Below are 19506 nucleotides of genomic sequence, written 5' to 3'. Positions count from 1 at the left end.
GCCGTTGCCGCACAACCGAAAGCTCGTCAGGGGTCACCGCAACATCGAACTACCCGGAACCACTCCGACGACTCAACGACACGCCGACCTAACAAGCACTACTAGGGGCCGAACGGGTCGGGTCGTCGCTCCAGCAGCGTGTGCAGGGTCTGCTGGATGGTCTCCCGGACCTGGTCGGCGAGGTTGAAGACCACCAGCGGGTCATCCGCCGAGTCGGTCAGGTGGGCGGTGGGGATCGGCGGGCAGAACTCGATCAGCCACTTGCTGGGCAGCGGCACCATGCCCAGCGGGCCGAGCAGCGGGAACGTCGGCGTGACCGGGAAGTAGGGCAGCTTGAGCAGCCGCGCCAGCGGCTTGATGTCGGCGAGCATCGGGTAGATCTCCTCGCCGCCGACGATGGCGACGGGCACGATCGGGGTGCCGGTGCGCAGCGCGGCCGAGACGAACCCGCCCCGCCCGAAGCGTTGCAGTTTGTACCGGTCGGCGTAGAGCTTGCCGACGCCCTTGAAGCCCTCCGGGAACACCCCCACCAGCTCGCCGCCGCCGAGCAGTCGCTCGGCGTCCGGGTTGCAGGCCACCGTCCCGCCGGTCTTGCGGGCCAGCTCGGAGACCACCGGCATCCGGAAGACCAGGTCCGCGCCGAGCAGCCGTAGGTAGCGGTGGGCGGGATGCTTGTCGTGCAGCGCCGCGGAGAGGATCAGGGCGTCCAGGGCCACCGCCCCGGAGTGGTTGCCGACCACCAGGGCGGGCCCGTCCACGGGGACGTGCTCCACCCCGCTGACCTCGGTCCGGAACCAGTCCCGGTAGAGCAGCCGCAGCAACGGGTGGAAGACCGCGTCGGTCAGCTCCGAGTCGAAGCCGAACTCGTCGACCTCGTAGTCACCGGAGAGCCGCCGGCGCAGAAACGCCAACCCGTTCGCGACCTTGCGGTCCCAGTGGTCCCCGGGCCGGTCCGACACCGCCGGCTCGGTGCCACCGGGCGTCCCGGCGTCGACCTCGTCGGCCGACGTCGGGGTCGGCGTCGCGGTCGGGGTCGGGGTCGGGGTCGGGGTCACGGTCGGAGCCGGAGTCGGCGCGGCCTGCGCGGCCGGTCGGTGTCCGTTGCGCCGCGCCGGCTCCGCGTCCGGCGCGGGCGACGGCTGGGGTACGTCGAAACGCCCGACCGACTGCGGGTCGCGCCCCTCCTCCGGTGCACTCACAGCGTCACCTCCCGCACCGTAGCCCGGACCTGCCGGATGCCGTTGAGGACGAGCTGCTCGGCGGCGGCCAACTGATCCCGGCTGACCACCATCCCACCGTGGTGGGCGCGGATGAAGTCCTCGAACGCGTCGGCGGTCGACCGGGGGGTGAAGCCGTACTCCTGCTCGAGCCGGCTGGTGTCGACCACCCGGCCGTGCACGAAGAGGTCGACCTGGTCCAGGCCGTAGCTGCCGAAGCCCATGCTGCGCGCCAGCGCGGCGGCACCGGAGAGACCCGGCTCCAGCACCGGCACGGCCACCCGGCCGGCGCGTCGGATCGCCTGGGACAGCGACAGCACCCCGGGGCCGGCGACGTTGTACGTGCCGGGATGGTCCTCGACGATCGACCGGTGCAGCACCTCCAACGCGTCGTCGAAGTGCAGGAACTGCAGGCGGGGGTCACGACCGAAGACGGTCGGCACGAACGGCTGCGAGAAGTAGCGGGTCAACGTGGTGTCGGCGGTCGAGCCGATGAACGGGGCGAAGCGCAGCACCGTGGCGGTGACGTCGGACCGGCGGCGGCGGAAGCCGCGGACGTACCCCTCGAGGTCGAGGATGTCGCGGCCGAAACCGCCGCGCGGCACCTCCCGGGGCTCGGTCTCCTCGGTGAAGACCGCCGGATCCCGGAACGACACCCCGTACGCGGCGGTCGACGAGCGGACCACGAGCTTGCGCAGCCGGGGGGCCCGCTGGCAGGCGGCGAGCATCTGCATGCTGCCGATGACGTTCTGGTCCTTCATCGCGGACCGGCCACCGTGCTGCGGGTCGGGTGAGGTGACCAGCGCGAGGTGCACCACCGCGTCGACGTCGAGGTCGGCGAGGAGGCCACCGAGCGAACCGCTGTCGACGCGGATCCGTTCGACCCGGTCCAGCAGGTCGGTGAACTCGGTGCCGGAGTCTGGTGCGTCGACCCCGATGACCCGTTCGATGCGCGGGTCGGCGGCCAGTCGGGCCGCCACGTGGGCACCCAGGTAACGGCCCACTCCGGTGACGAGGACGACCCCCGGAGCACCTGAGGTGCCACCGGGGGTCATCTGACGCACCTACGCCGGCAGGACGGACCGAGCCGGGACGACCACGGCCTGATCACCTGAGCCTCCGGAGGTCGACAGTTTGGCAAGTGACGCCGGGCCGCTGAGCCCGGCAGCGATCACTTGCCGAGACGGCGACGCTGGACGCGGGTCTTGCGCAGCAGCTTGCGGTGCTTCTTCTTAGCCATGCGCTTACGGCGCTTCTTGACCACCGAGCCCATACGACAGCCTTTCGATACAACGTGCGGGGCGGACCGGATGACACCACGCAGGTGGCGACGGCGACCGCTTGCGGACAACGGACCGGACCAGTCTGGGCGGCGGGGCGCACCGGTGGGGTCTCGGTCGGGCTCCAGGGTAGCCGGAGGCCGTCAGCCGGACCAACGCGCCCCCGTCGCGGCCGCCTTCGCTGCATGACTGCCGGGCGCGCACGCGTACTCGTCACGCTCACCGATGCCGGTCAGTTGGTGTTCGGAGGACGGGGTGGTGGCTCAGGCGGTCTCCTGAAAGGCACCCCGGAGATATTCGTGCACCGCATGCTCGGGCACCCGGAATGACCGGCCGACCCGGACGGCGGTGAGCTCACCGCTGTGCACCAGGCGGTAGACAGTCATCTTCGACACCCGCATGACCGTCGCCACCTCCGCGACGGTCAGGAACTTGACCTCCGACAGCCGTGCGTCGGACTGTGACCCGGCCATGGCTCACCGACCCATCCCATGCCCGGCGCGTGCCAACCCGACGGATGCTCCGGGCCGGGCCGGCGACGCGCGTGTTACCAGTACGGTAGCGGGGCGGTTGTGACCGGCGCGATCCCTTCCTGCAACTGATCATGTTTTGGTGGCCGGTTCACCCGATCCGTGCTCCCGGTATCCGACCGTGCGCGTCCGCCGTCCGGTTGGTCCGGCGCTGCTCATTCGGTGCGCAGCGCGACAACCGGGTCGAGCCGGCCGGCGCGCTGCGCGGGAACCACGCCGAAGACGATGCCCACCACCGCCGACACGCCGAAGGCGAGCGCCAACGACCACCAGGTGATCGCGGCCGGGATGGGCGACAGCGCGTCGACCAGCAGGGCGGTTCCCACGCCCAGCGCCATCCCGGTGAGCCCGCCGATCGTGGTGAGCAGCACCGCTTCCAGCAGGAACTGCACGCCGATGTCGCGGGGACGCGCGCCGACGGCCTTGCGCAGCCCGATCTCCCGGGTCCGCTCCCGGACGCTGACCAGCATGATGTTGGAGACGCCGACGCCGCCGACGAGCAGTGAGATGCCGGCGATGGCGGCCAGTACGCCGGTGAGGACACCGAGGATGTCGCCGAGCACGCCGAGGATCTGCTGCTGGGTGACCGCGCTGAACTCGGTGTCCGGGTGGCGGCGGTTCAGCTCGGCGACGATCCGTTCGCCCAGCTCGTCGATCCGCTCCCGGTCCGGCGCCTTCACCGCGATGCCGTCGACCCGCTGGGTGCCCCACAGTCGTTGGGCGGCGGTCACCGGCACGTGCACCTCGTCGTCCCGGTCGACGCCGAGGCTCTGCCCGAGCGGCGCGAAGACCCCGATCACCCGGAACCGCACCCCGGCCAGGGCGACCTGCTGGCCGAGCGGGTCCCGGTCGGGGAAGAGCGCACGGGCGACCGAGTCGCCGAGCACCGCCACCCGCCGGCTGGTGTCCACGTCGGTGCCGGTGAGGTAGCGGCCGCGCGCCAGCGACCGGGTGAACACCGCCGGGGTGGTCTCCAGGACGCCCTGCACGGTGGTGAAGTCGGTACGGGCCCCGGCCCGCGCGGTCGCCCCGGAGGCGACGGTGACGGCCACCCGGTCGGGGTCGCCGACCACCCGGCTGACGGCGTCCACGTCCTTGAGGGTCAGCGGCGAGACGACCGGCGCGTTGCCCACCTCGATCCGGCCGGGGACGACCAGCAGCAGGTTGGAGCCGAGGCCCTCGACCTGTTGCTCGACCTTCTGCTTGGTGCCGGTGCCGATGGCCACCAGCAGGACCACCGAGGCCACCCCGATGATCACCCCGAGCATGGTCAGCGCGCTGCGCAGCCGGTTGGCCCGAAGGGCGTCCAGCGCCACCCGCCAGGCCTCGGCGACTCTCACGCCGTACCTCCGGGCTGCTCGGCCTCGCGCGGAAGGCGCCCGGTGGCTCCGGCGGCGCCACCGGAGCCACCGGGCGGGTGCCCCGGGCCGCTTCCGGACGCGGACCGGGGCTCCGCGCTGGGAGCGGGGACCAGTGTCGCAGGTCGACCGTGATCAACGGACGGCGGTCGATCATGGGCGGGGCGGGGCTCGTCGCTGTCGGCGCCCGGCGGGGGTGGGCTCGCGGCGCTGTCCGCCACCACCACTCCGTCGCGCATGGTGATCCGCCGATGGGCTCGGGCCGCCACCTCCTGGTCGTGGGTGACCATCACCAGGGCGACCCCGGACTCCGCGTTCAACTGCTCCAGCAACTCCAGCACGGCGGCGCCGGTGACGCTGTCCAGGTTGCCGGTGGGTTCGTCGGCCAGCAGCACCGTCGGCTCGGTGACCAGCGCGCGGGCGATCGCCACCCGCTGCTGCTCACCGCCGGACATCTGGTTGGGGCGGTGGTCCAGCCGGTGACCGAGGCCGACCCGGCCGAGCATCGCCGCCGCCCGCTCCCGCCGCTGCCGGGCCGACACCCCCCGGTAGACCAGCGGCAGCGCCACGTTCTCCACCGCCGAGGTACGCGGCAGCAGGTGGAACGCCTGGAAGACGAAGCCGATCGTCTCGTTGCGCAGGGTCGCCATCTCCGGCGCGGCGAGGGCGTTGACGTCCCGCCCGCCGATCACCAGGCGGCCGCCGGTGGGCCGGTCCAGCCCACCGAGGAGGTGCATGAGGGTGGACTTGCCCGAGCCGGACGGGCCGACCAGGGCCACGTAGTCCCCCGGCTGCACGGTGAGCGACACCCCGCGCAGCGCCGCCACCGACACCCCGTCGAGCTGGTACGTCCGGGACACGTCCACCGCCTCGATGGCCGGGACGCGCTCCCCGGCCGGCCGGTCGACGGCGGGTGCGGTCACCGGACTTCCTGGCCGTCGCGGACCTGGTCGGCGCCGCGCACCACGATCCGGTCGCCGGGCTGTACGCCGTTGAGGATCTGCACCAGGTCGGACCCCTGGACACCCACGGTCACCGACGCCCGGTCCGCCTTACCGTTCCGGACCACCCAGACCGCGTCCCGGCCGTCGGCCGAGAACACCGCCGAGGCGGGCACTGTCACCGCGTCTGCGGCCTCGCGTACCCGCAGGTGCACTATCGCGTTCATGCCGGGGCGGGGCGTCGGGGCCGGCTCGTCCTCGGCCAGCTTCCCGGCGCCCAGCGTGAGGCGTACCCGATAGCTGACCCCGCCCTGCGCGGAGCTGGTGGGCAGCACGTCGACCGACCGGACGGTGGCGTCGTAGCTGGCGCCGGTGACGGCGTCCAACTCGACGGTGGCTGGCACGCCGGCCTTGACCAGCAGCACGTCGGTCTCGTCCACCTCGGCGAGCAGACCCAACTGCCCGGTGTCCACCACGGTCAGCACCGGCGTGCCGGCGGTGACCTGACCACCGACCGCTACCGCGTCGTCCACTCCGGCCGGCGGCCCACCCTGGCTGGGGGCCAGCACGGACGGGTCGAGGCCGGCCGCCTGCGCGCCACCGGCCTGCTCCAACAGCCCGGCCAGCCCGGCATTCGCGCCGCCGCCGGCCCGGGTGCCTCCCGGCTGCACCACCCCCGCGATCGGGGCGCGCAGGGTCAGCGCGTCGACTGTCGCCTTCGCCAGGTCGTACGCCTGCTGGGCCTGGAGCCGTTGCGCCGCGGAGAGCGCGCCGACGGCGGAGCTCAACCCGTTGATCCCCCGCTGCACCGCCCGCACGGCCTGGTCCGCGTTGCGCGCGGCGGCGGCGTACTGGCGTTGCGCGGAGGTCACCTGGGTCAGCAGCGCGTTCCGCAACTGCGGGTCGGCGATCTTCTCGGCGGCCTTCCGGGCCGCGTCGAACGCCTCGTCGGCGGCCTTGTCGGTGCCGCGTCGGCTGCTGGTCAGGCTGCCCGTTCCGACGCCCCGGCCGGCCCGCTTCGCGGCGGTCAGCGCCTCCTTCGCCTGGCGAAGACGCTGTTGCGCGCTCGGTGAGTCGACCACCGCCAGCACCTGACCGCGCTTGACCCGCTGTCCAGGCTGGACGCGCAGGCTGGACAGGGTGCCGTCGGCAGGGGCGGTGAGGGTGGCGGCGGCGCGGGCGGTCACCGTGGCCGGGGCGTCGATCACCTCGGTGACCGGGTTGCGGGCGGCCGACGCCAGCGCGAGGTCGGGGCCCTTGTCGCCGCAGGAGGCGGCGGTGGTGGCGGTGAGGACGACGACGGCGGTCAGGGCGATGAGCAGGCGGGGCCGCATGGTGCTGGCGGGCCGTGAAGACTGAGGACGGCGCACCCATCGATGGTACGGCGCACCGCCGCACCGCCTTTGAGCTGCGTCAGCCGACGGTGGCCCGGACGTACGCCACGCACTCGTCGTGCAGCGTCGACCACTGCTCACCGAACGCCTTCTCCGAGGCCACGTCGATGGTCCTGCCGTCGTGCACCACGGTCTTGAAGAAGGTGAGCAGCCGCAGCGGCCCGTACCTGTCGACGAGGTGCCGAACGGCCAGGTAGCCGATGCCGTAGCTGGCGGCGACCCGTTCGGCGGAGGCGTCGTCAGCGGGGTTGATGCCCTCCAACTTGCCGTCCCAACCGCCCCGGACCATCTTGCGTACGTCGGCGATCCCCTCGTACCTGTCGACCGCCTGCCCGCCGGTGCCGGCGAACTCGGCCAGCCCTTCGACCAACCACCAGGTGATCTTGCCGGGGTAGCCGCGCTCCGGCAACGACGCGGCGTGCGTCAGCTCGTGCCGGAGCAGGTCGTCGGTGCCGCTGTTGGAGAGCCCTTCGGCGTTGAGCACCACCTCGTGGTGGCCGCCGCCCACTGTCACCGCGTAACCGCCGGTCCATTCCGGACGCTCCCCGCCGTACCAACGCTGCCACTCGGTGCGTCCGGCGTAGAAGATCCGGTACCGGTCCGGCGGTGATCCGGTCACCGCGTACCCGTCGGCGACCTTCGCCGCCGCCTCGGCCTGCGTGAGCAGGCCGGGAAGCTTGCCGCGCAGTGCCGGGGTGGTGGCGACGATGGTCCGTGCGCCGATGGCGACCGCCAGGTCGCTGATCTCCCACGGTCGGGTGCCGGTCTCCACCGACTTGGATTCCTCCATGGCGACCATCCGGGGCTGGTCACCGTTCTCCCGCCACCGGGTGCCGATCAGCACCGGGCTGGGCCGGCAGTTCGGCGTGACGAAGCAGTACTGGAAGCGCACCAGCAGCCGCCACTCGCCGGGCCTGCCGATGATCGGCACGGGCAGGCCGGTCGGCTCGGCCCGCCAGCCGGTCACCTTGAGCGCGCGTAGTGCGGCGAAGCGTCGGAGCAGGTCGTTGTGGGCGGCGGGATCGGCGACGGCGAGGAAGCCGGCGCGGTCGCCGCCGAGGAGCGCCGCGGACTGTCGGTGCAGCTGGGCGGTGATCCGGTCGGACAACCCGCGGGCGACGGCGGTGGCCGGGTCGTCGGCCGTCGAGGCACCGACCCGGCTGACCGTGGGGCGTACGCCGGTCTCCCGGATCACCCCGACGACGAGCGCCGCCGGCAGGCCGCAGCCCAGCAGCAGGACGACCACCACGAGCACCGTCCACAGCGGCCAGAGCCGCCGTGGTGCTGGCTGCTGCACCTCGTCAGTCACCCGCCGAAGGGTACGACCAATACCTGGAAGCGGCGAGGCCGCCCCGCGCCGATCGGCCTGGCCGCGCTCACCCGTCGGAGGCCGGCCAGGAGCGGAACGAGATGTCCATGCTCGCGACCAACTGACGGTACGAGCGGTCGACGTCGCGGGGGAGGCCGAAGCCGCCCGCGGCTTCCAGGGTCACGAAACCGTGCAGGGCGCGGCGCAGCGCCCGGGTCGCGTCCACCGCGTCGTCGCCGGTGAGCCCGTACCCGCGCAGCACCGCGAAGATGGCGCCGACGGCGCGTTCGCCCGCCTCGACGTGCTCCGGGTCGGCCGGGTCGGGCACCCGCTGGGTCGCCGGGTAGCGCCCGGGGTGCCGGTGGGCGTAGTCCCGGTAGGCGTCCGCCATCGCCCGGAGCGCGTCGCCACCGGAGCGGCCGACGGCGGCGCTCGTCATGTCGTTGGCCAGCTCGGCGGTGGCCAGGGCGGCGAGCTTCTGGGTCAGCCCGTCCGCCCCCCGCACGTGCTTGTAGAGGCTGGGCAGCGCGACCCCGAGCCGGCCGGCGAGCGCAGCGAGGGTGAGCTGCTGGAAGCCGACCTCGTCGGCCAGCCGGGCCGCCTCCCGTACGACGGCCTGCTGGTTGAGGCCGACCCTAGGCACCGGCGCACACCGCCAGGAAGCCGAGCAGTTCCTCGGCGGTGCGCTGCGGCTGGTCGGCGTGCGGGTAGTGGCCGGACCCCTCGATCATCCGGGCCTCGGCGGTGCCGAAGAGCCGACGGGCAGCCCGCGCCTCGGCTCCCGGGTCGGGGAAGTCCGGATCCTTCGACCCCATCAGCACCAGCACGGGTTGCCGCACCTGCGGGGCACGGGCGGTCCAGTGCGGCTCGGTCGGTGCGATCACCCCGCGCGTCGCGGCCATCCGGCCGGGCTCCCGCAGGTTGGCCACCATCGAGCGGCGGTAGGCCGCGTCGTCGGCGGGTCGATGCACCGGGAACAGGGTGTTGTGGAACATCCCGAAGAGTCGGGGGCTGTGCAGCACCGACCACATCGCCATCCGCAGCATCGGGTTGAGCTTCGGCTGACCGACGAACGCGCCGATCTGCACGATGCCGGTGACCAGCTCGGGCGCGTCGGTGGCGGCGAAGACCACCGCCGCCGCGGCGGACGAGCTGCCGACCAGCACGGCCGGACCGGCGTCGAGGTCCCGGACCACGGCCAGCAGGTCCGCGCCGACCTCCGCCGGGGCGTACGTGGGCCAGCCGGCGCTGGACTCGCCGTGCCCCCGGACGTCGACCGAGGCGACCCGGTGGCCGGCGGCCACCAGCAGGGGCACGAGGTGCCGGAAGCTCGCCCTGTTCTCGCCCATGCCGTGCGCGAGGACGACCAACGGCCCCTCGCCCTGCACCTCGTACGCGATGTGTCCGCCGTCCCGCCGCACCTGGCTAGTTGTCATAGCCTTAAAGCTAAGCTACTTAGCCAAGGTTGGCAAGTCGGATAACGAAACGGGCCGGCGGTGACCCGAGGGTGACCGCCGGCCCGTCGACCGAACCGGAGAAACTACTTCTTGGAGATCAGGGCGCGGCCGAAGAAGACCAGGTTGGCGGGGCGCTCGGCGAGCCGGCGCATCAGGTAGCCGTACCACTCGTCGCCGTACGGGACGTAGGTGCGCACGGTGTAGCCCTCGCCGGCCAGCCGGGCCTGCTCCTCCGGGCGGATGCCGTAGAGCATCTGGAACTCGAAACGCTCCGGCCCCCGGTCGAACCACCGGGCCCGGTCCTCACCGATGGCGATCATCCGAGGGTCGTGGGTGGCCAGCATCGGGTACCCGTCGCCGGACATCAGGATGTTCATGCAGCGCACGTACGACTTGTCCACCTCGCGGGCCGACTGGTACGCCACCGACTCCGGCTCCTTGTAGGCGCCCTTGCACAGCCGCACCCGCGACCCGGCCGAGGAGAGCTCCCGGCAGTCCGACTCGGTCCGGCGCAGGTACGCCTGGAGCACCGCACCGGTCGACGGGAAGTCCTTGCGCAGCCGGCTCAGCACCTCCAACGTCGAGTCGGTGGTGGTGTGGTCCTCCATGTCCAGGGTGACAGTGGTGCCCGCCGCGTCGGCCGCCGCGCAGATCGCCCGCGCGTTGTCGTACGCCAACTGCTCGTCGAACATCTGGCCGAGAGCGGAGAGCTTCACACTCACCTCGGCGGCCGGGGTGAGCCCGGCGGCGGCGAGCATCTTCAGCAGTTTCAGGTATTCGTCCCGGGTGGCGGTGGCCTGCTCGGGACGGACGGTGTCCTCGCCGAGGTGGTCGAGGGTGACAGCGAGGCCGTCGTCGACGAGCCCGCGGGTCGCGCGCAACGCGTCGTCGGTGGCGGCGCCGGCGACGAACCGGCGGACGACGTCCCGGGTGTACGGGGCGGTCGCGACGAGCCGCTCGACCTGGGATGACCGGGAGGCGGCGAGGATGACGGAACGGAGCATGAACCGAGCGTAACGCCCCTGCCAGGGGCCTCGCCGAGGGGCGGCCGGGCCGCCTCGACACGGGGGTGGGGCGGCGGCGGTGGCGTCGATCGGCTACAACGATGCCGTGGACCAACGCCCCCGTCGCCGACTCCGATCGGCCTCCGTGCAGCTCGGCGCGCTCACCGCTCTCGCGCTCGCCCTCTCCGGCTGCAACATGACATCGGACGACGACGATGACGACGACTGCGCCCTCGGCCCGGCCGGCGGCGGCGGAACCGTCGCGCTGGCGATGCGGGTCAGCGACCCGACCGCCGGTCGCACCGCCCCGGAGCCGACCGCCGCGGCGCTGCCCGAGCGCGGCGGGTTCGGCAGCCACCTCGCCGCCTGCGGCGGCTGACGTGCGCCGCGAGACGGTCAGCCCGCGCCCCGACTGGGACGCCACCATCCGGTCGCAGGGGCTGGTCTACGTCGACACCGAACTGCCCGACGGCGGGATCATGTCGTACTGGGACGAGACCGCCGCGTACGCCTTCGACCTGGACGAGGTGCTGCGGCTGGAGGAGGCGACCGAGGAGCTGCACCGGATGTCGGTGGCCGCCGCCGAGCACGTGGTGGCACAGCGCCGGTACGCCGATTTCGGCATCCCGCAGTGGGCGGCCGAGGCGGTGGCCCGGTCGCTGCGGGAGGCGCCACCGACCCTCTACGGGCGCTTCGACCTGGCGTACGACGGCAGCTGGCCGCCGAAGATGTTGGAGTACAACGCGGACACCCCCACCGCGCTGGTCGAGGCGAGCATCATCCAGTGGTACTGGCTGGAGCAGACCCGGCCGGAGCTGGACCAGTGGAACAGTCTGCACGAGCGGCTGGTCGGCGCCTGGGCCAAGATCGGTGCCGGGCTGCACGAGCCCCTGGTGCACGTGCTCTGGTCGAACGAGGAGGAGTCCGGCGAGGACCACATGACCGCCGGCTACCTCGCCGAGACCGCGCGGCAGGCCGGCCTGGACGTCGAACTCCAGCCCATCCAGGAGATCGGCTGGGACGGCCGGCGCTTCGTCGACGCCGACGACCGCCCGGTGACCACCTGCTTCAAGCTCTACCCGTGGGAGTGGATGCTGGCCGAGCCGTACGGGCCACCGGCGCTGGCCCCGGGCACCCCGACCACCTGGATCGAGCCCGCCTGGAAGCTGCTGCTGTCCAACAAGGCGCTGCTGGCGGTCCTCTGGGAGCTGTACCCCGGCCACGAGTACCTGCTCCCGGCGTACCTCGACTCGCCGCGTGGCATGTCGGAGTACGTCGCCAAGCCACTGCTCGGCCGCGAGGGCGGTTCGGTGCGCATCGTCACCGCCGAAGAGGAAATCACCAACCCGGGGATCTACGGCGACGAGGGCTGGTGCTATCAGGAGTTCCGGGCACTGCCGCAGTTCGCCGGCAACCGGATGGTGCTGGGCAGCTGGATCGTCGACGGCGAATCGGCGGGCGTGGGGGTGCGGGAGAGCGCGAGTCTGATCACCGACGGCTACGCGAGGTTCCTGCCGCACTACATCGACGCGCCACGCACCCGCTGAGTCGTCTACCGTTGGGGCGTGAACTTCGACGCGTACGCCCGGACCGGCGTTGACCTGGTCAACGCCCGCCTGGACGACCTCGACGACCTGCGGGCCCTCTTCCCCGACGAGAACGCCTGGATGCGCGACGAGGTCGCGGACCGGGATGTCGCGATCTTCCGCCGGGCCCAGAAGCGGTTGCGCGACGTCTTCGAGTACGGCACCTCGGGGCGGGACGCCCAGGCGGTCACCGAGCTGAACGCGCTGCTTGAGGCGTTCCCGGTGCAGCCGCGCATCTCCGGGCACGACTCCAGCGACTGGCACATGCACGTGACCAGTCGGGGTGCCTCGGTCAGTGCCGAATACCTGGCCGGCGCCGTCTGGGGGCTGTCGGTCTGGCTCTGCGAGTACGGCAGCGCCCGGTTCGGGGTCTGCGCCGACGAGCGGTGCGGCAACGTCTACCTGGACACGTCGTCCAACTGCTGCCGGCGGTTCTGCTCGGAGCGGTGCGCCACCCGCTCGCACGTCGCGGCGCACCGGGCCCGCAAGCGGGCGGCCGGCGAGCGGGTGACGGTCGCCCCGCAGCCGACCTCCGGCGTCGACTCTCTCTCACCGGTCAGCTGACACCGCCACCGCCCCGTCCTGGGTGGGCGGGTCAGGCGTCGACAGGTGACGGCGCGGTCAGGTGCTGGCGGGCGAACTCCAGCGCGGTGCGCAGGTCCGCCTCGCGCACCGCGCGGCTCTTCGCGCCCCGGGTGGCGACCTCCACCGCCACCGCCCCGGTGAAACCCCGGCCGGCCAGCGAGGAGAGCAGCTCCCCGCAGGGCTGGGTGCCGCGCCCGGGCACCAGGTGCTCGTCGCGGCCCTCGCCGGTGCCGTCGCCGAGGTGCACGTGCGCAAGCCCGGCGCCCATCCGGTCGGCCATCTCCAGCGGGTCGCTGTGCGAGGCCGCGCAGTGCGACAGATCCAGGGTGTACGACGGGTAGCCGGCGTCGGTAGGGTCCCAGCCGGGCACGTACGGAACGAACTGTCGACCCGCCATCCGCACCGGGTACATGTTCTCCACCGCGAAGCGCAACGCGGTGAACCGGTCCGCGACGCTGGCCAGACCCTCGGCGAAGTTACGCGCGTAGTCGCGCTGCCAGCTGAACGGTGGGTGCACCACGACGGTCGGCGCTCCCAGCGTCTCGGCCAGCTCGGCGGCCTTGCGCAGGCGCTCCCACGGGTCCGGGCTCCACACCCGCTGGGTGACCAGCAGGCAGGGCGCGTGCACCGAGAGCACCGGCATGTCGTAGTGCGCGGAGAGGCCGCGCAGCGCGCCCGCGTCCTGGCTGACCACGTCGGTCCAGACCATCACCTCGACGCCGTCGTAGCCGAGCGCCGCGGCCAGTTGGAACGCCGCCGCGGTCGGCTCGGGAAAGACCGACGAGCTGGACAGAAGAACGGGAACGCGGGAAGTCACGTCAGCCAGCGTAGCCCGGCAGCGCCCGGGGCATCGTGACGAGCACCGGCAAACCAACCCAAAACGGCCGCCGGGTCAGATCGGCTCAAGTTGATCGAGTCGGCGGAGGATGACACCCTCCCGCAGCGCCCACGGGCAGATGTCCAGCGAATCCAGATCCAGGCGGCGCATCACCGCCTCGGCGACCACGGCACCGGCCAGCAACTGGTGGGCCCGGCCCGCGCTGACCCCCTCCAGCTCCGTCAACTGCGCCGGTGGGATGTGCCGGATGAAGCCGATGACCTGCCGCAAGCCGGCCCGGGTCAGGCTGCGTCGCACCCACAGCCCGGCACCGGACGGGGCCGCCCCGGCCAGTCGGGCCAGGGTGCGGAACGTCTTCGAGGTGGCCACCGCCCGATCCCAGCCCACCTCGGTCATCTGGTCGACGACCTTGTCCAGCCGGCCGTCCACGTACTCCCGGAGCTTGTCGACGGCCTCCGCCGACGGCGGGACCGCACTGGCCGGATCGACCCGCAGCCGCTCGCGGCTCAGCCGACCGGCGCCGAGCGGCAGGGAGACCGCCACGTCCGGGTCCTCGTCGATGCCGGCGGCGATCTCCAACGAGCCGCCACCGATGTCCAGCACCAGCAGCCGGCCCGCCGACCAGCCGAACCACCGCCGCACGGCCAGGAACGTCATGCGCGCCTCGTCCGCCCCGGAGAGCACCGCCAGCCGTACGCCGGTCTCGTCCCGGACCCGGGCCAGCACCTCGGCCGCGTTGGTGGCGTCGCGCACCGCGGACGTGGCGAACGCGATCAGGTCGTCGGCCTCCAGCCCGGCGGCCGCCGCCTTGGCCATGCCCACCGCCTTGACCAGGCTGTCCGCACCGGCCTCGGTCAACGCGCCGTCCGGGCCGATCTGCTCGGCCAGCCGGAGCACCACCTTCTCGGAGTGCGCCGGCCACGGGTGCGCGCCGTGGTGCGCGTCCACCACGAGGAGGTGCACCGTGTTGGATCCGACGTCGAGGACACCCAATCGCATGATGAAGACCCTAGGCGCAACACGTTTGCGCGGCTCACCGGCCTGCGGACGTCACCGCGCGTACGCTGGGCCGGGTGACGATGGAGCTGCGTGTACTGGTGGACGACCCGGGTGACCCGCGCAGCCGCGAGGTCCCCCTGGACTTCCCTCGGGAGTGGATCGAGTTCACCGATCCGGCCGACGAGACGCACCTGATCCGGGCCGACCTGACCTGGTTGCTCTCCCGCTGGACCTGCATCTTCGGCAAGGGCTGCCACGGCATCATCGCCGGCCGGTCCGCCGACGGTTGCTGTTCGCACGGGGCGTTCTTCACCGACTCGGACGACGAGAAGCGGGTCCGCAGTGCCGTCAAGCGGCTCACCCCGGCGACCTGGCAGCATTTCCGACGCGGGTTCAAGAACTGGACCGACGAGGACACCATCGACGGCAAGAACCCGGCCCGCCGCACCGCCACCCATGGCGCCGAGGGTCCGTGCGTGTTCCTCAACGACGCCGACTTCGCCGGCGGGGGCGGTTGCGCGCTGCACGCCCAGGCGCTGCGCGACGGCGTGCACCCGTTGGAATACAAGCCGGACGTCTGCTGGCAGCTGCCGATCCGCCGCGATCAGGACTGGGTGAAGCGACCGGACAACAGCAAGGTGCTGGTCTCCACCCTGTCCGAGTTCGACCGACGGGGCTGGGGAGCCGGCGGGCACGACCTGGACTGGTGGTGCACCTCCTCGACCGACGCGCACATCGGTACCGAGCCGATGTACCTGTCGTACGGGCCGGAGCTGACCGCGTTGATCGGCGCTGCCGCGTACCAGCGGCTGGCCGAGCTCTGCGCGACCAGGACGAAGCAGGGCCTGGTCGCCCCGCACCCCGCCGACGAGATCTAGGGTCTCGGACTTCGGCGGCCTCCCGGACGAGATCATCGGACGCCACGCCACGCCACGCTGCCTGCCCGCCCGCTCGCCTGCGGAGCGACCGCGCGAACGGCCGCGGACAGGAGCCGGGGGTCGGGTGCGACGCCTATGGAGCTGACTCGTTTACGACATCGGCTCTGCGGCACCGCCTCTACGACATCGGCGGCGACATCGGCTCTACGACGTCGGCGGCTGCGGCTGACTCGTTTGTGACATCAGCTCCAAAGGACTACAGCAACGGACTCGCATCCCCCGGCGCACTCGGCGAGCAAGCGCGGACCGGCCGAAGGGGCCCGCGCCGAGGCGCAGACCCCTTCGGATACGCCGATCACGGCTCGAACTTGTAGCCCAGCCCGCGGACGGTCACGATGAAGCGCGGCGCGGACGGCTCCGGCTCGATCTTGGAGCGCAGCCGCTTGACGTGCACGTCCAGCGTCTTGGTGTCACCGACGTAGTCGGCACCCCAGACCCGGTCGATGAGCTGGCCGCGGGTGAGCACCCGGCCCGCGTTGCGCAGCAGCAGCTCCAGCAACTCGAACTCCTTCAGCGGCAGCTGCACGGCCCCGCCGTCGACGGTCACCACGTGCCGCTCGATGTCCATCCGTACCGGGCCGGCGGCCAGCGTCGGCGCACCCGCCTCGGCCACCTCCGGGCTCTGCCGGCGCAGCACCGCCCGGATCCGGGCGACCAGCTCCCGTGGCGAGTACGGCTTGGTGACGTAGTCGTCGGCACCGATCTCCAGCCCGACCACCTTGTCGATCTCGCTGTCCCGAGCGGTGACCATGATGATCGGCACGGCGGACCGCTGCCGCAGCTGCCGGCAGACCTCGGTCCCCGACATCTCGGGCAACATCAGGTCGAGCAGCACGATGTCCGCGCCGGTCCGGTCGAACTCGGTGAGGGCGTCGGTGCCGGTCGCGGCGACCGACACCTCAAAGCCCTCCTTACGGAGCATGTACGACAAGGCGTCGGAGAACGACTCCTCGTCCTCGACCACGAGAACGCGGCTCAACGGGGATTTCCTTTCCATCTGCTGTCAGACCTGCCGTAGCCCAGTCGGACCGGACTCGATCCCAACCGGCGGCAGTGTCGCCAGGAGGTCGTCCGGTGGACTGGCGGGCAGCCGGAGGGTGAACGTCGATCCACCACCAAGAGTGCTCGACACCTCAACCCGTCCGCCATGGTTGCTCGCAATGTGTTTCACGATCGCCAGGCCGAGCCCGGTGCCGCCGGTGGCACGCGAGCGGGCCTGGTCGGCCCGGTAGAACCGCTCGAAGATCCGGTCCACGTCGGTGGGGGCGATACCGATGCCCTGGTCGGCGACGGCGACCTCGACGTGCTCGTCGTCGCCCCGGAGGGTCACCCGCACCGTGGTGTCCTCACCCGAGTAGTTGATGGCGTTCTCGACCAGGTTCGCCACCGCCGTGGCGAGTTGAGAGTCGCTGCCGTACGCGGTGAGACCACGCTCACCGTCGACGGTCACCACGACACCCCGGGCGGAGGCCGTGGTGCGGGTCCGGTCGACCACCTCGGCGATCACCCAGTCCAGCGCGACCGGCTCCGGTGGTGGCTGCGGCTCAGCCCCCTGCAACCGGGTCAGCTCCAGCAACTCCTGCACCAGCCGACCCAGCCGGGTCGACTCGTGCTGGATCCGTTCGGCGAACCGGCGGGCGGCCACCAGGTCCTCGGACAGGTCGGGCGTCGCGGCGTCGGCCGGCTCGGTCGCGTCCAGCAACGCCTCGGCGAGCAGTTGCAGGGCCCCGATCGGGGTCTTGAGCTCGTGGCTCACGTTGGCCACGAAGTCACGTCGTACCCGGGTCAGCCGGTGCGACTCGGTCACGTCGACCGCCTCGACCGCGATGAAGCCGTTGCCGAGACCCATCGCCCGCAGGTGCACGCCGAGCGGGTTCTCCCCCGCGCTGTCGCGACCCCGGGGCAGGTCCAGCTCGATCTCGCGCCGCACGCCGGTGCGTCGCACCTGGCCGGCGAGGGTACGGATCAGTGGGTGCGCGGCGATTGAGCCGGGGGTGCTGCCGGTACGCAGCAACCCCATCGCGCGGGCGGCCGGGTTGATCAACACGGGGACGTCGTCGTTGTCCAGTACCACGACACCGGCCCGGAGCGAGTCGATCGTCCGGCGGCCGAGCCCGGCCTGCTGCTCGTCGGCTATCGCGGGCCTCCCCCTGCTCCAGCGGAAGCTGACGCTCCCCGTCGACGTGGAGCGACCGTCCCGCCTCGGCAGGAACCGGGGCAGCAGCAGACCGGCGGCCACCCCGGCCACCAACGCCACGGCCACCACGACCGCCACCGCCCACTCCACCCGGCGATCGTAGGGTCATTGTTAACCTGGCTACCACACAGACCGGGACGAACTACCCTCACTTACCGAAGTGTTCACCCCCGCGTCTGGCGTCGTTCACCGTGGTTCATCCGGGATCCGTCCGCGCCCCCTACCGTTGGCGTCGCACCTGCTCAACCCCCTGCGCCGGCACCCGTCGGCGGCGACCGACCACAGGACGTGATGATGCGCGACGAGTTCCGGGCCGACCTCCAGATCGTCAGCCAACTGCTGGTGGACATGGCGGAGGGCGTCCGCGCCGCCATGCGCCAGGCCACCCGGGCCCTGCTCACCGCCGACCGGCAGGCCGCCGAGACGGTCATCGAGCGGGACGCCGAGATTGACGACCTCTACCGGCACGTTGAGGAGCGGGTCTGTGACCTGCTCGCCCGACAGGCGCCGGTCGCCTCCGACCTCCGGGCGATGATCACCGCGCTGCACGTGGCCGCTGATCTGGAGCGGATGGGCGACCTCGCCGAGCACGTGGCGAAGACCGCGCTGCGCCGGCACCCCTCCCCCGCCGTCCCGGCCGAGCTGCGGACGGTCTTCACCGAGATGTCCGAGATCGCCGACCGGATGGCCGTGAAGATCGGTTCGGTGCTGGCGAAGCCCGACGCCGACCTCGCCGGCGAGCTGGACCGCGACGACGACGCCATGGACGAGCTGCACAAGAACCTGTTTGCGGTGCTGCTCGGCGACGACTGGCCGTACGGGGTGGAGACGGCTATCGACGCCACCCTGCTGGGCCGCTTCTACGAACGCTTCGCCGACCACGCGGTCAACGCCGGCGAGCACGTGATCTACCTGATCACCGGGGAGAACAGCCCGACCGGCAACTGACCAGGCGTACGACAAAGGGGGCCCCGCCGACGCGGGGCCCCCTTTCTGCGACGCTCAGCGGCCCTGGTTGGCGACCGCGGCGGCCGCTGCCTTCGCTGCCGTCGGGTCGAGGTAGGTGCCGCCCAGCGTGAGCGGACGCAGCTGCGGGTCGAGGTCGTAGCGCAGCGGGATGCCGGTCGGGATGTTCAGCTTGGCGATCGCCTCGTCGGAGATCTGGTCGAGGTGCTTGACGAGCGCGCGCAGCGAGTTGCCGTGCGCGGCCACCAGCACCGTCCGGCCGGCCAGGATGTCCGGCACGATCGAGTCGTACCAGTAGGGCAGCATCCGGTCGACGACGTCCTTGAGGCACTCGGTGCGCGGCATCAGCTCGGTCGGCAGCAGCGCGTAGCGCGGGTCACCCACCTGCGACCACTCGTCGTTGTCGTCGATCGGCGGCGGTGGCGTGTCGTACGACCGGCGCCAGAGCATGAACTGCTCCTCGCCGTACTCGTCGAGGGTCTGCTTCTTGTCCTTGCCCTGCAGGGCGCCGTAGTGCCGCTCGTTGAGCCGCCACGACCGGCGCACGGCGATCCAGTGCCGGTCGACAGCGTTGAGCGCCAGCTCGGCGGTGCGGATCGCCCGGCGCATCACGCTGGTGTGGACGACGTCCGGCAGCAGGCTGTGCTCGCGCAGCAGCTCGCCGCCGCGCCGCGCCTCGCCCTCGCCCTTCGCGGTCAGGTCGACGTCCACCCAGCCGGTGAAGAGGTTCTTGGCATTCCAGTCGCTCTCACCATGTCGCAGCAGGACCAGCGTCCCGACGGTGGGCCCTTCGCTCGCAGTCATGCCGATCATCCTGCCTCAACCGCCAAGCGGACACGCGGGCAGCCGTCGTGACGACCACCACGTGAAAAAGCGGATGACCAGCGGATCCGAGCGCCACTAGGGT

General features: G+C 72.1%; 21 protein-coding genes. 5 read left to right on the top strand and 16 right to left on the bottom strand.

All coding sequences use genetic code 11. The annotated features are described in order from the left end of the window. Positions 1–101 precede the first annotated feature (101 nt). The 11 genes from ABZU52_RS19440 to ABZU52_RS19390 all read right to left on the bottom strand — a co-directional run bounded on the left by ABZU52_RS19440 (position 102) and on the right by ABZU52_RS19390 (position 10490). Positions 102–959, bottom strand: coding sequence for a lysophospholipid acyltransferase family protein (locus ABZU52_RS19440; RefSeq protein WP_354972401.1), 858 nt, complete (start codon positions 957–959; stop codon positions 102–104). 236 nt (positions 960–1195) lie between these two features. Further along, positions 1196–2272 carry an NAD-dependent epimerase/dehydratase family protein gene (locus tag ABZU52_RS19435; protein ID WP_354972397.1) on the bottom strand — a complete coding sequence of 359 codons (1077 nt, stop codon included), beginning with the start codon at positions 2270–2272 and terminating at the stop codon, positions 1196–1198. A gap of 116 nt (positions 2273–2388) precedes the next feature. After that, complete coding sequence (locus tag ABZU52_RS19430) at positions 2389–2490, bottom strand: AURKAIP1/COX24 domain-containing protein (protein WP_007465623.1); 102 nt, start codon at positions 2488–2490, stop codon at positions 2389–2391. A 270-nt stretch (positions 2491–2760) separates the two neighbouring features. After that, positions 2761–2970, bottom strand: coding sequence for a helix-turn-helix domain-containing protein (locus ABZU52_RS19425; RefSeq protein WP_354972396.1), 210 nt, complete (start codon positions 2968–2970; stop codon positions 2761–2763). Positions 2971–3182: 212 nt separating this feature from the next. Next, positions 3183–4367 carry an ABC transporter permease gene (locus ABZU52_RS19420; protein ID WP_354972395.1) on the bottom strand — a complete coding sequence of 395 codons (1185 nt, stop codon included), beginning with the start codon at positions 4365–4367 and terminating at the stop codon, positions 3183–3185. Next, the gene (locus ABZU52_RS19415) at positions 4364–5308 is read right to left on the bottom strand and encodes an ATP-binding cassette domain-containing protein (protein WP_354972394.1); all 945 of its coding nucleotides are present in this window, start codon (positions 5306–5308) and stop codon (positions 4364–4366) included. The genes ABZU52_RS19420 and ABZU52_RS19415 overlap by 4 nt, the downstream gene beginning before the upstream one ends. After that, positions 5305–6660: an efflux RND transporter periplasmic adaptor subunit gene (locus ABZU52_RS19410; RefSeq protein ID WP_354972400.1), complete on the bottom strand. Its 1356-nt coding sequence runs from the start codon at positions 6658–6660 to the stop codon at positions 5305–5307. Before ABZU52_RS19410 ends, ABZU52_RS19415 begins: the two co-directional genes overlap by 4 nt. Before the next feature lie 79 nt (positions 6661–6739). Next, a complete protein-coding gene (locus ABZU52_RS19405) occupies positions 6740–8029 on the bottom strand; it encodes a hypothetical protein (protein ID WP_354972393.1) in 1290 nt (429 codons plus the stop codon). Between the two features lie 67 nt (positions 8030–8096). Further along, a complete protein-coding gene (locus ABZU52_RS19400) occupies positions 8097–8672 on the bottom strand; it encodes a WHG domain-containing protein (protein WP_354972392.1) in 576 nt (191 codons plus the stop codon). Beyond that, entirely contained in the window at positions 8665–9465 is an 801-nt protein-coding gene (locus tag ABZU52_RS19395) for an alpha/beta hydrolase (RefSeq protein ID WP_354972391.1), read from the bottom strand. Before ABZU52_RS19395 ends, ABZU52_RS19400 begins: the two co-directional genes overlap by 8 nt. Positions 9466–9569: 104 nt before the next feature. Beyond that, positions 9570–10490: a proline dehydrogenase family protein gene (locus ABZU52_RS19390; protein ID WP_354972390.1), complete on the bottom strand. Its 921-nt coding sequence runs from the start codon at positions 10488–10490 to the stop codon at positions 9570–9572. A gap of 106 nt (positions 10491–10596) precedes the next feature. Here ABZU52_RS19390 and ABZU52_RS19385 point away from each other — a divergent pair, with 106 nt between their 5' ends. Genes ABZU52_RS19385 through ABZU52_RS19375 form a run of 3 tightly spaced genes read left to right on the top strand, consistent with a single transcriptional unit; the run spans position 10597 to position 12640 of the window. After that, positions 10597–10869, top strand: coding sequence for a hypothetical protein (locus ABZU52_RS19385; protein WP_354972389.1), 273 nt, complete (start codon positions 10597–10599; stop codon positions 10867–10869). Between the two features lies 1 nt (position 10870). After that, positions 10871–12037: a glutathionylspermidine synthase family protein gene (locus ABZU52_RS19380; RefSeq protein WP_354972388.1), complete on the top strand. Its 1167-nt coding sequence runs from the start codon at positions 10871–10873 to the stop codon at positions 12035–12037. A gap of 18 nt (positions 12038–12055) precedes the next feature. Beyond that, complete coding sequence (locus ABZU52_RS19375) at positions 12056–12640, top strand: CGNR zinc finger domain-containing protein (RefSeq protein ID WP_354972387.1); 585 nt, start codon at positions 12056–12058, stop codon at positions 12638–12640. A 31-nt stretch (positions 12641–12671) separates the two neighbouring features. On the opposite strand, the gene ABZU52_RS19370 is transcribed toward ABZU52_RS19375, so the two are convergent. Both ABZU52_RS19370 and ABZU52_RS19365 read right to left on the bottom strand, forming a co-directional pair. Next, positions 12672–13478, bottom strand: coding sequence for a sugar phosphate isomerase/epimerase (locus ABZU52_RS19370; protein ID WP_354972386.1), 807 nt, complete (start codon positions 13476–13478; stop codon positions 12672–12674). Positions 13479–13553: 75 nt separating this feature from the next. After that, positions 13554–14498, bottom strand: a complete 945-nt coding sequence (locus tag ABZU52_RS19365) for a Ppx/GppA phosphatase family protein (RefSeq protein WP_354972385.1) — start codon at positions 14496–14498, stop codon at positions 13554–13556. 80 nt (positions 14499–14578) lie between these two features. Here ABZU52_RS19365 and ABZU52_RS19360 point away from each other — a divergent pair, with 80 nt between their 5' ends. Continuing rightward, entirely contained in the window at positions 14579–15376 is a 798-nt protein-coding gene (locus ABZU52_RS19360; protein WP_354972384.1) for a hypothetical protein, read from the top strand. A gap of 355 nt (positions 15377–15731) precedes the next feature. Here ABZU52_RS19360 and ABZU52_RS19355 read toward each other — a convergent pair whose 3' ends face one another. Together ABZU52_RS19355 and ABZU52_RS19350 are read right to left on the bottom strand one after the other, a co-directional pair. Next, positions 15732–16415, bottom strand: coding sequence for a response regulator transcription factor (locus tag ABZU52_RS19355; RefSeq protein ID WP_030329696.1), 684 nt, complete (start codon positions 16413–16415; stop codon positions 15732–15734). 24 nt (positions 16416–16439) lie between these two features. Next, positions 16440–17723: an ATP-binding protein gene (locus tag ABZU52_RS19350; protein ID WP_354972383.1), complete on the bottom strand. Its 1284-nt coding sequence runs from the start codon at positions 17721–17723 to the stop codon at positions 16440–16442. 204 nt (positions 17724–17927) lie between these two features. Between ABZU52_RS19350 and phoU the strand changes: the two genes are divergently transcribed. Continuing rightward, on the top strand, positions 17928–18581 hold the full coding sequence (gene phoU, locus ABZU52_RS19345; RefSeq protein WP_354972382.1) for a phosphate signaling complex protein PhoU: 654 nt from the start codon (positions 17928–17930) through the stop codon (positions 18579–18581). A 54-nt stretch (positions 18582–18635) separates the two neighbouring features. On the opposite strand, the gene ABZU52_RS19340 is transcribed toward phoU, so the two are convergent. Further along, on the bottom strand, positions 18636–19403 hold the full coding sequence (locus ABZU52_RS19340; RefSeq protein ID WP_354972381.1) for a phosphoglyceromutase: 768 nt from the start codon (positions 19401–19403) through the stop codon (positions 18636–18638). Positions 19404–19506: the final 103 nt, after the last annotated feature.

It is taken from the genome of Micromonospora sp. NPDC005220 (assembly GCF_040607895.1).
In the GTDB taxonomy this organism is placed as follows: Bacteria; Actinomycetota; Actinomycetes; order Mycobacteriales; family Micromonosporaceae; genus Micromonospora.
Note: the sequence above shows the minus strand (reverse complement) of the source record. Positions and strands in the feature narration are given on the sequence as shown.